Origin of the sequence: Pseudomonas rhizosphaerae, from assembly GCF_000761155.1 — a bacterium.
Lineage (GTDB): Bacteria > Pseudomonadota > Gammaproteobacteria > Pseudomonadales > Pseudomonadaceae > Aquipseudomonas > Aquipseudomonas rhizosphaerae.
The window spans coordinates 4,094,136-4,106,119 of the sequence record NZ_CP009533.1 but is presented as its reverse complement, the minus strand read 5'-3'; the positions used below and the strand labels follow the sequence as shown (position 1 = coordinate 4,106,119).

The following is an 11,984-nucleotide window of genomic DNA, read 5'->3' as shown; positions in this document are numbered from 1 at the left end:
TATCCTTCGCGGCCATCGGAGGTGTTGCAATGAAGATCTATGAAGTGGGCGGCGCGGTGCGCGATCGCCTTCTGGGTATACCTGTCACCGACATCGATCGCGTGGTCGTGGGTGCCAGCGCGGAACGAATGCTCGCTGACGGGTACCGGCCGGTCGGCAGCGATTTCCCGGTGTTTCTGCATCCGCAGACCGGCGAGGAATATGCCCTGGCGCGTACCGAGCGCAAGAGTGGCCGCGGCTACGGCGGTTTCGTGTTCCACGCCAGCCCCGACGTTACCCTCGAACAGGACCTGTCGCGGCGCGACCTGACCATCAATGCCATGGCCGAGGACGACGACGGCCGGATCATCGACCCCTACGGTGGTCAGCAGGACCTGCGCGACCGCCTGCTCAAGCACGTCTCCCCCGCCTTCATCGAAGACCCCCTGCGCGTACTGCGGGTTGCACGCTTCGCTGCCCGCTACGCCGGGCTGGGTTTTCGCGTGGCCGAACCGACCTTGCAACTGATGCGCCAGCTGAGCGAGTCGGGCGAGTTGCAGGCCCTGACGGCCGAACGCAGCTGGAAAGAGATTTCCCGAGCGTTGATGGAGGCGCACCCTCATGTGTTCATTCAGGTGCTACGCGACTGTGGAGCGCTGGAGCAACTGCTGCCCGAGGTAGACGCTCTTTTTGGCGTGCCGCAGCCGCCTGCCCATCACCCGGAGATCGACACCGGGGTGCATACCCTGAGCGTGCTGGAGCAGGCCGCGCGCCATGACCAGCCGCTGGCCGTGCGCTGGGCGTGCCTGCTGCATGATCTGGGCAAGGGCACCACGCGACCCAGCGAGTGGCCGCGGCATATCGCTCACGAGCAGCGCGGCGTGAAGCTGATCAAGGCGGTCAACGAGCGCTTCAAGGTGCCCAGGGATTGCCAGGAACTGGCGGTGCTGGTGGGTGAATACCACACCCATGGGCATCGGGCTCTGGAGCTCAAACCGTCGACGTTGCTGGAGCTGTTGCAGAATTTCGACGTGTACCGCCGTCCCCAGCGCTTCGAGGATTTCATCATGGCGTGTGAGATGGATGCGCGCGGACGGTTGGGGTTCGAGGCGCGGGAGTACCCCCAGGCGGATTATCTGCGCGGCGCGGCCGCGGCGGCGCGGGGGGTGGCGGTTCAGCCGCTGGTTGCCCAGGGGTTCAAGGGGCAGGCGCTGGGTGAGGCGCTGAAGCGGGCGCGGTTGGAGGTGTTGAAGGAGTACAAGGCGGAGGTTTGAATGGGGGTGGTTGAGGGTGGCTTTGCGGGCCTCTTCGCGGGCAGAGACCCGCTCCCACAAGTGATCACACGTCCCTGTGGGAGCGGGTCTCTGCCCGCGAAGAGGGCGCAAGCGATTTAAAGCGTGGCAGGCGTCAACTGCTGTCCGCGCCATTGGAAGGGGACAGGTGCCAACACTTGGTCGATACTCGCCTCGCGCCATAGCCGGCCAAGATTCACACCTGCACCCGGATGCACCAACTCCGGCGCAATCAACGCCAATGGCCACAACACGAACGCGTTTTTCAGGATTTCGGCACGCGGCAGTATCAGCCCGTCGAAGTTGCCGACCAGGTCGCCGTACAACAACACGTCGATATCCAGCGGCAGGCCCTTGCGGTCCGGGGCATAGCGGCCATTGTCGGCCTCGATGAATTTCAACCGCCGATCCAGCTCCGTCAACGGCAGGTCGGTCAGCGCCGTGACCACCAGATTGAAAAACGGTCCGCTCTTGATGCCCACTGGCTGACTTTCGAATACAGCCGAACAGCGCATGTCCACGAGGAAGGCGGCCAACGCATCGAGCCCTGCGCACAGATGGCGCTCGCGATCAATGTTGCTGCCCAGGCCTAGGTAGATTCGATTCAGCGACATCCGCGCTCGATCTCCACGCCGACGCCCCGCGCCGCCGCAACGGCGCCTGGCTTGGTGACCTTGAGCCGCAGCCAGGGAATGTCGAACTCGCTCATCAACAGCTCGGCAAGGCGCTCGGCGAAGGTCTCGACCAGCTCGAAGCGAGCCTGGGCGGCAAATGCCTGCACCCGCTGCGACACGGTGGCGTAATCCAGTGCCAAGGTCAGGTCGTCGCCCGCCGCGGCCGGACGGTTGTCCCAGGCGAACACCAGGTCAAGGCGCAGGCACTGACGAATGTCACGTTCCCAATCGTAGGCGCCGATCACCGTGTCGACTTCAAGACCTTCGATAAACACTCTGTCCAAGCACTTCACTCCGCAGCACGACAAGGGCGCCAGGCGCCGTTAGAATCAAGGATTTCCATATCTGGAAATAATAAGCATGTTCTGGTTGCTGGCGCTGGGCGCCTACCTGCTCGGCTCGCTGTCCTTCGCAATCGTGCTCAGCCGCGCGACGGGCACGCCCGACCCGCGAATGAGCGGTTCGGGCAACGCCGGCGCGACCAACATGCTGCGCCTGGCCGGCAAGAAGCTCGCCATCCTCACTCTGCTCGGCGACTTGTGCAAGGGTTTGCTGCCGGTACTGGTTGCCGGGGCAGCGGGGATGACGCTCGCACAGCAAGCCTGGATCGGGCTCTGCGCGGTGGTCGGCCACCTGTTCCCGCTGTATTTCCGCTTCAAGGGCGGCAAGGGCGTGGCCACCTCGGCGGGCCTGTTGCTGGGCCTGTACCCGCCTGCTGCGCTGTTGGCGATGATTGCCTGGGCGCTGACCTTTCGGCTCACCCGCACCAGCTCTTTGGCTGCCCTGATCGCCACCCCACTGACCTTGCCCTTGCTGGCCTGGCAGCGGCCGGACGCCCTGCTGCCAATGAGCGTGCTGACGATTCTGGTCATCTGGCGCCACCGCGGCAACCTGCGCGATCTGTTCGCTGGCCGCGAGCGTCACTTCTGAACAAGCTGGCCGAGCGCTCTCACAGCGCCGGCAATTGCTCCATCGGCCACCGGGCCTGGACACTGATGGCCAGAGTTTCCTGCTGCCCGGCCAGCAAACGCTGACAACCTGCATAGGCGATCATCGCGCCGTTATCGGTACAGAACTGCGGACGGGCGTAATAGACATTGCCGCCCAGCTCGCCCAGCATCTTTTCCAAGCCCTGGCGCAACGATTGGTTGGCACTCACCCCGCCGGCGATCACCAGGCGCTTGAGGCCGGTCTGCTTCAAGGCTCGACGGCACTTGTAGGTCAACGTATCGACCACCGCCTGTTCGAAAGCCAGGGAGATGTCGCAGCGGGTCTGCTCGCCGTCGTCGCCGGCGCTGCGGCACTGCTGCCAGGTGTTGAGGGCGAAGGTCTTCAAGCCACTGAAGCTGAAATCCAGACCGGGGCGGTCGCACATCGGCCGCGGGAAGGTGAAACGCCCCGCCACGCCCTGTTTGGCCAGGCGAGCTATTTCAGGGCCGCCCGGGTAATTCAGACCGATCAGCTTGGCGGTCTTGTCGAAAGCTTCTCCGGCCGCATCGTCCAGCGTTTCACCGAGCAAAGCGTATTGGCCGATGCCATCGACCTGCACCAGCTGCGTATGGCCGCCGGACACCAGCAAGGCGACGAACGGAAACTGCGGCGGCTGTTCTTCCAGCATGGGTGCCAGCAGATGGCCTTCCATGTGGTGCACGCCCAGGGCCGGTATGTCCCAGGCGAATGCCAGTGCCTGCGCACAGGACGCGCCGACCAGCAGCGCCCCGACCAGGCCGGGGCCGGCCGTATAGGCGATGGCGTCGATCTCGGTCGCCGCGCAGTCGGCCTCGGCCAGCACCTGGCGGATCAGCGGCAGCATGCGCTTGACGTGGTCGCGCGAGGCAAGCTCGGGCACCACTCCGCCGTAGGCGCGGTGCAGGTCGATCTGGCTGAACAGTGCGTCGGCCAGCAGGCCGCGTTCACTGTCGTATAATGCGACACCGGTTTCGTCGCAGGACGTTTCCAATCCCAGTACTAGCATGGCCCAGGCCTTGTGGAGCTCTATTCGAAGGCGCGCATGATAGTCGTCGAGCAAGGCACCGACCAGCGCTTTTCGATCAGAGGCTTTGCATTCCTGCTGGGTAAGGGTTAACATCCGCAACCCTTAAAAACCGACGTACTTATGCGCGCTTTTGCCATGAGATGTCGACCCCGGTAATGAATGAAGGTAGCTCTGGATGCCAGCCGTCAAAGTTAAAGAGAACGAACCCTTCGACGTAGCTCTGCGTCGTTTCAAGCGCTCCTGCGAAAAAGCCGGTGTACTGGCTGAAGTTCGTAGCCGCGAATTTTACGAGAAGCCGACTTCGGAGCGTAAGCGCAAGGCAGCAGCCGCTGTTAAACGTCACGCCAAGAAAGTCCAGCGCGAACAGCGCCGCGCCGTTCGTCTGTACTAATACACAGACATTCGTTGCAAGCTTCTGCCTTGCCCGGCCCAAAGCCGGGCTGCCGGCAGTTGCCGCAGTACCCCGCCTCAACCGTCAGAACTGGCTTCATTGCCAGGTCGTGCACGTCATTCTGACGAGCCTTGCAAGGCTGCAGACGAGCACACTTATTCCGTTGGCCACGCCTTCCTTCGACTGCCGCCACAGGCGCCGTTGAACGTACAGACGTTTCCGACATAGAAATCTGCGCTACAAAACCTGCCAGACCGATTTCCAATGGGTACACTTCCGCTCCTGGGCTGCTGATAAAGAGAACGCCATGGCCGGGCTGATTCCCCAAGGCTTCATCGACGACCTGCTCAACCGCACCGACATCGTCGATGTGGTGCAGTCGCGTCTGCAAATGAAGAAAGCCGGCAAGAACTACACGGCCTGCTGCCCTTTCCACAAGGAAAAGACCCCCTCTTTCAGCGTCAGCCCCGACAAGCAGTTCTATTACTGTTTCGGCTGCGGCGCCGGTGGCAACGCCCTTGGCTTCATCATGGACCACGACAACCTGGACTTTCCCCAGGCCGTCGAGGAACTGGCCAAGGCTGCCGGCATGGAAGTGCCGCGCGAAGACAGCGGGCGCAACAGCAAACCGCGCCAGCCCACCGACTCGCCGCTGTACCCATTACTGGAAGCCGCTGCGGAGTTTTATCGCCTGGCGCTCAAGGGCCATCCGCAACGCCGGGCGGCGGTCGACTACCTCAAGGGCCGCGGCCTGTCCGGCGAAATCGCGCGCGATTTCGGCCTGGGCTTCGCACCGCCCGGCTGGGACAACCTGTTCAAGCATTTGAGCAGCGACAGCCTGCAGCAGAAGGCCATGATCGATGCCGGCCTGCTGGTGGAAAACGCCGATTCGGGCAAGCGCTACGACCGTTTCCGCGACCGTGTGATGTTTCCCATCCGCGACAGCCGCGGACGCGTCATCGCCTTCGGTGGCCGGGTGCTGGGCGACGACAAGCCCAAGTACCTGAATTCGCCGGAAACCCCGGTGTTCCACAAGGGCCAGGAACTGTACGGCCTGTACGAGGCGCGCAAGCACAACCGCAACCTGGACGAGATCATCGTCGTCGAGGGCTACATGGACGTCATCGCCCTGGCCCAGCAAGGCCTGCGCAACGCCGTCGCGACCCTGGGCACAGCCACCAGCGAGGAGCACCTCAAACGCCTGTTCCGCGTGGTGCCCAGCGTGCTGTTCTGCTTCGACGGCGACCAGGCAGGCCGCAACGCTGCCTGGCGCGCGCTGGAGGCCGCGTTGCCGAGCCTGCAGGATGGGCGCAAGGCGCGTTTCCTGTTCCTGCCCGAAGGCGAAGACCCGGACACCCTGGTGCGCTCCGAAGGCACCGACGCTTTCCGGGCCCGCATCAATCAACATGCACAGCCGCTGGCCGATTATTTTTTCCAGCAACTGACCGAAGAGGCCGACCCGCGCTCGCTCGAAGGCAAGGCGCACATGGCGACACTGGCCGCGCCGCTGATCGACAAGGTGCCGGGCGCCAATCTGCGTACCTTGATGCGCAACCGCCTGAGCCAGATCACCGGTTTGAGTGGTGAGGCCGTCAGCCAACTGGTGCAAAGCGCTCCCGCGGCGCCCATGCCCAGCCATGATCCGATGGCCGACTACGGTTCGATGCCCGGTTATTCACCGGACTTCAGTGACTTTCACGCACCGCCCGCCTTCGAACCACAGCAACAATGGACATCGGCTACGTCCCCCGGCAAAAAGTGGGAAGGCAAGAAGTGGGAAGACAAGCCGTGGAAAGGCAAGGGCAAGCGCGATTTCGAGCCGCGCCCGCAGCCGCGGACACCGGTAACGGTCGAGCCGCCCACGCTGAGCGCGCTGCGCACCTTGCTGCACTACCCGCAATTGGCGGAGAAGGTCGAGGACGTCAGCCACTTTGCCGACGAAGAACAGCTGCATGCGCAGTTGCTGGTGGCACTGCTCGAAGCCCTGCAGAAGAATCCCAAGCTACGCTCACTGCAGTTGATCGCACGCTGGCACGGCACCGAACAGGGCAAATTGCTGCGGGCACTGGCCGAGAAAGAATGGCTGATCGATGCCGATAACCTTGAACAACAGTTTTTCGACACTATAACTAGCTTGTCCGCTCGCCAACGCGAGCGTTGTCTCGAGCATTTGCTCAGAAAATCAAGACAGAGTGAACTGAGCGCAGAAGAAAAGAATCAACTGCGCGAGCTTCTCAGCCGCAATGTTCACGCACAAACCCCGACCTCAACTGGCGCGTGAGGTCCTAGCTCGGGTATAATCCTCGGCTTGTTTTTTGCCCGCCAAGACCTTCAGTGGATAGGGTGTTATGTCCGGAAAAGCGCAACAGCAATCTCGCATCAAAGAGTTGATCACCCGTGGTCGTGAGCAGGGTTACCTGACTTACGCGGAGGTCAACGATCACCTGCCCGAGGATATTTCAGATCCGGAGCAGGTGGAAGACATCATCCGCATGATCAACGACATGGGGATCAACGTATTCGAGAGTGCTCCGGATGCGGATGCCCTTTTGTTGGCCGAAGCCGATACCGACGAAGCGGCGGCCGAAGAGGCTGCTGCCGCGTTGGCAGCGGTCGAGACCGACATCGGTCGCACGACCGACCCAGTGCGCATGTACATGCGCGAAATGGGTACGGTCGAGCTGCTCACGCGTGAAGGCGAAATCGAAATCGCCAAGCGTATCGAAGAGGGTATCCGCGAGGTGATGGGCGCAATCGCGCACTTCCCCGGCACGGTCGAACACATCCTCAGCGAATACGACCGCGTGACCACCGAGGGTGGCCGCCTGTCCGACGTGCTCAGTGGCTACATCGATCCGGACGACGGCATTGCGCCGCCGGCCGAGGTGCCGCCGCCAGTCGAGAAACCGGCCGAAAAGGCCGACGCCAAGGATGACGAAGAGGAAGAGAGCGACAGCGACGACGAGGAAGAGACCGAGAGCGGTCCCGACCCAGTCGTGGCCCAACAGCGCTTCGGCGCGGTGTCCGATCAACTCGCCGTCACCTTGAAAGCCTTGAAGAAGCATGGCCGTCACAGCAAGCAGGGCATCGCCGAAATGCTGCTGCTGGCCGAGCTGTTCATGCCGATCAAGCTGGTGCCCAAGCAGTTCGAAGGCCTGGTGGAACGTGTTCGTGGTGCGCTGGAGCGTCTGCGTCAGCAGGAACGCGCCATCATGCAGCTGTGCGTTCGCGATGCCCGCATGCCGCGTGCCGACTTCCTGCGCCAGTTCCCTGGCAACGAAGTCGACCAGACCTGGAGCGATGCCCTGGCCAACGGCAAGGCGAAGTACGCCGAAGCCATCGGCCGCCTGCAGGCCGACATTCAGCGTTGCCAGCAGAAGCTGAGCACGCTGGAAGCGGAAACCGGCCTGACCATCGCCGAGATCAAGGACATCAACCGTCGCATGTCGATCGGCGAAGCCAAGGCTCGCCGGGCGAAGAAAGAGATGGTCGAAGCCAACCTGCGCCTGGTGATCTCGATCGCCAAGAAGTACACCAACCGTGGCCTGCAATTCCTCGATCTGATCCAGGAAGGCAACATCGGTTTGATGAAGGCGGTGGACAAGTTCGAATACCGTCGCGGGTACAAGTTCTCGACGTACGCCACCTGGTGGATTCGTCAGGCCATCACTCGCTCGATCGCCGACCAGGCGCGCACCATCCGTATTCCGGTGCACATGATCGAGACCATCAACAAGCTGAACCGCATTTCGCGGCAGATGCTGCAGGAGATGGGTCGCGAGCCTACGCCGGAAGAGCTGGGCGAGCGCATGGAGATGCCCGAGGACAAGATCCGCAAGGTCTTGAAGATCGCCAAGGAGCCTATCTCCATGGAGACGCCGATCGGTGACGACGAAGACTCCCATCTGGGTGACTTCATCGAAGACTCGACCATGCAGTCGCCGATCGACGTGGCCACCGTGGAAAGCCTCAAGGAAGCCACGCGCGAAGTGCTAGGCGGCCTGACGGCACGGGAAGCCAAAGTGCTGCGCATGCGTTTCGGCATCGACATGAACACCGACCACACCCTCGAGGAAGTCGGCAAGCAGTTCGATGTTACCCGCGAGCGTATCCGCCAGATCGAAGCCAAGGCGCTGCGCAAGCTGCGCCACCCGACGAGAAGCGAGCACCTGCGCTCCTTCCTCGACGAATAAGCTTCATCGACGAGCACCACCAGAACCCCCGGCCCTGTCGGGGGTTTTGCATCATGGATCGATGGCCTGAAAGTTTGTTAGTCCCCCCTCTTCCCGATGGCCGTCGCGCCCGACTACACTGGCCCTTCTTGCGCTGGTCCAACGAGGCTGCCATGCATCGACTGCCGGCACTTGTCCTGCTGATTTCGCTCGCCGGGCCAGCCATCGCCGACACCCTTCTTCCTGCGGGTTACCCGCCTGGGCAACCTGAACGCACGTCATTGCATGCGGATGTGGCCGACGCTCGTCCTGTGTCGGCTGCTTCGACGAACGGCCGCGCATTGACCACCAGCGAGGCTACCTCGGTCGAGGCTGCGCCTACCCGCGACTGGTACAGCATCCTGCTCTACGGTCTGCCAGGCCTGGTCATGCTGGTGATAGCCCTGGGCGTGGTGATCCGCATCAACCGTCGCCTGACGTCGGAGATCACCCAGCGCATCGCCCTGGAGCATGAGCTGCGCAGCAGCGAGTACCACTATCGTGGCCTGGTGGAGAGCTTGTCTGCCATCGCCTGGGAAGCCGACACCACCGACTACACCTACAGTTATGTCTCGCCCCATGCCGAGGCCTTGCTTGGCTACCCGTTGCAACGTTGGCTGGAGCCTGGCTTCTGGCTGAGCATCCTGCACCCGGAGGACGCCCGCTGGGCACGGGACTATTGTGCGGAGCAGACCGCCGCAGGCGTAGGGCATGTCCTTGAATACCGCGTAATCACCGCCGACGGGCGCAGCCTGTGGGTGCGCGACATCGTCAGCCTGATCAAGCACGACCTGCGCCCAGTGATGCGCGGCCTGATGATCGATATCAGCGAAACCAAGAAGATCGAAGAAGCCCAGCGCCTGTCCGAGCAGAAATTCGCTTCGGTGTTCCGCCAGTGCCCCGACATTCTGGTCATCGCACGGCTCAGCGACGGCTGCCTGCTGGAGGTCAACGAAGCCTTCGAAGAGCAGATCGGCCTCAAGGCGGCGCAGGTGGTCGGGCGGCGCGCAGCCGAGCTCGATATCTGGGGCGTGGACGGCGTCGCGCCGCGACTGCTCAAGCGCTTGCAGGGCGGCAGCGTGCGCAACCTCGAGATGACCTTCCGCCGCGACAACGGCCAGCGCTTCACCGGGCTGCTCTCGGCCGAGCCGCTCCAGCTGGAAACCACGGCGGCCATGGTCGTGGTGGTGCGCGACATCAGCGAGCTCAAGCAGACCCAGCAACGCCTGCAGATTTCCGAGGAGAAGTTCGCCAAGGCGTTCCACGCGTCGCCCGACGGCATGTTGCTGACCCGTCAGAGCGACGGACTGCTGATCGAGGTCAATGAAGGCTTCAGCATCATGACCGGCCACAAGAGCAAGACGTCGCTGGATCGTTCGACCCTCGAACTGGGCATCTGGGCCGACCCCAATGAGCGCAAGCGCCTGCTGGAAAAGCTTCAGCGCCAAGGCTTCGTCCGCGACTTCGCTTGCCGCGTCCGGCGCATCGATGGTCAAGTGCTTCTGTGTGAAGTGTCGGTGCGTCCGTTGCCGATCGGTGGCGACGCCTGCATGCTGACGATCGTCCGGGACATCACCGAGCGCCACCAGATGCAGCACAAGCTGGTGCTGGCGGCGACGGTGTTCGAGAGCACCGCCGAAGGAGTGCTGATCACCGACACCCAGCAACGCATCAGCATGGTCAATCGCGCCTTCACCGAGATCACCGGTTTCTCCGAGCAAGAGGTGCTGGGCCAGACCCCGCGCCTGCTCGCCTCGGGCCAGCACGACAGTGCGTTCTACATCGCCATGTGGCATCGCCTGGCCGCCGAGGGGCATTGGCAGGGCGAGATCTGCAACCGGCGCAAGAACGGCGAGCTGTACCCCAGCTGGCTGACCATCAGCTCGGTGCGCAACAGCGAAGAAGCGATCACCCATTTCGTCGCCGTGTTCGCCGACATTTCCAGCCTCAAGCACGCCCAGGCGCGGCTGGACTATCAGGCGCACCACGACCCCCTGACCGGCCTGCCCAACCGCACCCTGTTCGAAAGCCGGCTGGCCGCCGCCCTGGCCAACCAGAGCGATACTGGCGGCCAGGGCGCAGTGCTGTTCCTGGACCTCGACCGCTTCAAGCACATCAACGACAGCCTGGGCCACCCCGTTGGCGATCTGCTGCTCAAGGGCATCGCCCAGCGCCTCAAGGAGCAGGTACGCGACATCGACACCGTGGCGCGCCTGGGCGGCGACGAGTTCATCATTCTGCTGCCGGGCCTGGCTCAGGCCAGCGATGCGGAGCATATCGCCGCCAAGGTGCTGGCCTGCTTCGCCGCGCCCTTCCAGGCCGGCGACCATGAGTTCTTCACCAGCGCCAGCATCGGCACCAGCCTGTACCCCCAGGACGGCAGCGATGTCGCCACCTTGGTGAAGAACGCCGATGCGGCCATGTACCGCTCCAAGGCCAAGGGCCGCAACCGTGTGGAGAGCTACACCCGCGACCTCACCACCCAGGCAACCACGCGCATCGCCCTGGAACACGAGCTGCGCCGAGCCATTGAGCGCGACGAGCTGAGCCTCAGCTACCAGCCCAAATTCAGCATCGACTCGGATCGCCTGGTCGGCGCCGAAGCGCTGATCCGCTGGAAGCACCCCAATTTCGGCGACGTGCCGCCCGAGCAATTCATTCCGCTGGCTGAAGAGAACGGCATGATCCTGCAGCTCGGCGACTGGGTGCTGGAGCAGGCCTGCCGGCAGATGCGCGAGTGGAAACGGCTGTACCACGAGTTCGGTCCGCTGTCGGTCAACTTGGCCGGCGCCCAGTTGCGCCAACCCAACCTGCTCAAGCGCATCGAGAGCCTTCTGGCCGACAGCGATCTGCGCCCGCAGTCGTTGCAGCTGGAGATCACCGAAAACTTCATCATGAGCCAGACCGAGGAAGCCTTGGTGGTGCTGCACCAGCTCAAGCGCCTGGGCGTGCAGCTGGCCATCGACGACTTCGGCACCGGATACTCGTCACTGAGCTACCTCAAGCGCCTACCGCTGGACATTCTCAAGATCGACCAGTCCTTCGTCCGCGGCCTGCCCGACGACCCCCACGATGCCGCCATCGTACGGGCCATCATCGCCCTGGGCCGCAGCATGCAACTGACCGTCATCGCCGAAGGCGTGGAGACCGCTGCACAGCAGCAATTCCTCGCCCGCGAAGGCTGCGAGCAGATCCAGGGCTACCTCGTCAGCCTCCCCCTGCCCCCCGACCGCTTCGCCGCGACCTTTCTTCGTATGCGCCTTACAGATTTTTCGGATAGCACTCCCTGCAATCCATCGCTATAATCGGCGGCCTTCTGGGGCCTATAGCTCAGTTGGTTAGAGCAGGGGACTCATAATCCCTTGGTCGCAGGTTCGAGTCCTGCTGGGCCCACCAAGATTTTAGAGCCGCGCTTTGCGCGGCTTTCGCGTTTCTAGCGGG

Annotated in this window: 8 protein-coding genes, 1 tRNA gene and 1 pseudogene; 7 read left to right on the top strand and 3 right to left on the bottom strand. The window is 63.1% G+C overall.

Annotation, left to right across the window (positions count from 1 at the left end; genetic code table 11):
• Positions 1-29: 29 nt before the first annotated feature.
• Positions 30-1,253: a multifunctional CCA addition/repair protein gene (locus tag LT40_RS18045; RefSeq protein WP_043192461.1), complete on the top strand. Its 1,224-nt coding sequence runs from the start codon at positions 30-32 to the stop codon at positions 1,251-1,253.
• A 116-nt stretch (positions 1,254-1,369) separates the two neighbouring features.
• On the opposite strand, the gene folK is transcribed toward LT40_RS18045, so the two are convergent.
• Together folK and folB are read right to left on the bottom strand one after the other, a co-directional pair.
• Positions 1,370-1,885 carry a 2-amino-4-hydroxy-6-hydroxymethyldihydropteridine diphosphokinase gene (folK, locus tag LT40_RS18040; protein WP_043192460.1) on the bottom strand — a complete coding sequence of 172 codons (516 nt, stop codon included), beginning with the start codon at positions 1,883-1,885 and terminating at the stop codon, positions 1,370-1,372.
• Positions 1,876-2,229 carry a dihydroneopterin aldolase gene (gene folB / locus LT40_RS18035; protein WP_043192459.1) on the bottom strand — a complete coding sequence of 118 codons (354 nt, stop codon included), beginning with the start codon at positions 2,227-2,229 and terminating at the stop codon, positions 1,876-1,878. Before folB ends, folK begins: the two co-directional genes overlap by 10 nt.
• A gap of 76 nt (positions 2,230-2,305) precedes the next feature.
• Here folB and plsY point away from each other — a divergent pair, with 76 nt between their 5' ends.
• Positions 2,306-2,875 carry a glycerol-3-phosphate 1-O-acyltransferase PlsY gene (plsY, locus tag LT40_RS18030; RefSeq protein WP_043192458.1) on the top strand — a complete coding sequence of 190 codons (570 nt, stop codon included), beginning with the start codon at positions 2,306-2,308 and terminating at the stop codon, positions 2,873-2,875.
• 19 nt (positions 2,876-2,894) lie between these two features.
• Here plsY and tsaD read toward each other — a convergent pair whose 3' ends face one another.
• Positions 2,895-3,920 (bottom strand): tRNA (adenosine(37)-N6)-threonylcarbamoyltransferase complex transferase subunit TsaD, encoded by a 1,026-nt coding sequence (gene tsaD, locus LT40_RS18025; RefSeq protein WP_043192457.1) that lies wholly within the window; start codon positions 3,918-3,920, stop codon positions 2,895-2,897.
• Between the two features lie 196 nt (positions 3,921-4,116).
• Here tsaD and rpsU point away from each other — a divergent pair, with 196 nt between their 5' ends.
• From rpsU to LT40_RS18000, 5 genes and pseudogenes are all read left to right on the top strand, one after another.
• Positions 4,117-4,332: a 30S ribosomal protein S21 gene (gene rpsU, locus LT40_RS18020; RefSeq protein WP_002551877.1), complete on the top strand. Its 216-nt coding sequence runs from the start codon at positions 4,117-4,119 to the stop codon at positions 4,330-4,332.
• A gap of 307 nt (positions 4,333-4,639) precedes the next feature.
• Positions 4,640-6,613: a DNA primase gene (gene dnaG / locus LT40_RS18015; RefSeq protein ID WP_043192456.1), complete on the top strand. Its 1,974-nt coding sequence runs from the start codon at positions 4,640-4,642 to the stop codon at positions 6,611-6,613.
• A 67-nt stretch (positions 6,614-6,680) separates the two neighbouring features.
• The gene (rpoD, locus tag LT40_RS18010) at positions 6,681-8,525 is read left to right on the top strand and encodes an RNA polymerase sigma factor RpoD (RefSeq protein WP_043192455.1); all 1,845 of its coding nucleotides are present in this window, start codon (positions 6,681-6,683) and stop codon (positions 8,523-8,525) included.
• A gap of 368 nt (positions 8,526-8,893) precedes the next feature.
• Positions 8,894-11,848 (top strand): annotated as a pseudogene (locus tag LT40_RS18005) (sensor domain-containing protein); the annotation flags it as partial.
• A 14-nt stretch (positions 11,849-11,862) separates the two neighbouring features.
• Positions 11,863-11,939 (top strand) — tRNA-Ile (locus tag LT40_RS18000).
• The last annotated feature ends 45 nt before the right edge of the window (positions 11,940-11,984 follow it).

Coding starts and splice junctions, on each gene's coding strand:
- dnaG (WP_043192456.1), top strand. CDS start 4,640: ATGGCCGGGCTGATTCCCCAAGGCTTCATCGACGACCTGCTCAACCGC.
- rpsU (WP_002551877.1), top strand. CDS start 4,117: ATGCCAGCCGTCAAAGTTAAAGAGAACGAACCCTTCGACGTAGCTCTG.
- folK (WP_043192460.1), bottom strand. CDS start 1,885: ATGTCGCTGAATCGAATCTACCTAGGCCTGGGCAGCAACATTGATCGC.
- plsY (WP_043192458.1), top strand. CDS start 2,306: ATGTTCTGGTTGCTGGCGCTGGGCGCCTACCTGCTCGGCTCGCTGTCC.
- rpoD (WP_043192455.1), top strand. CDS start 6,681: ATGTCCGGAAAAGCGCAACAGCAATCTCGCATCAAAGAGTTGATCACC.
- tsaD (WP_043192457.1), bottom strand. CDS start 3,920: ATGCTAGTACTGGGATTGGAAACGTCCTGCGACGAAACCGGTGTCGCA.
- LT40_RS18045 (WP_043192461.1), top strand. CDS start 30: ATGAAGATCTATGAAGTGGGCGGCGCGGTGCGCGATCGCCTTCTGGGT.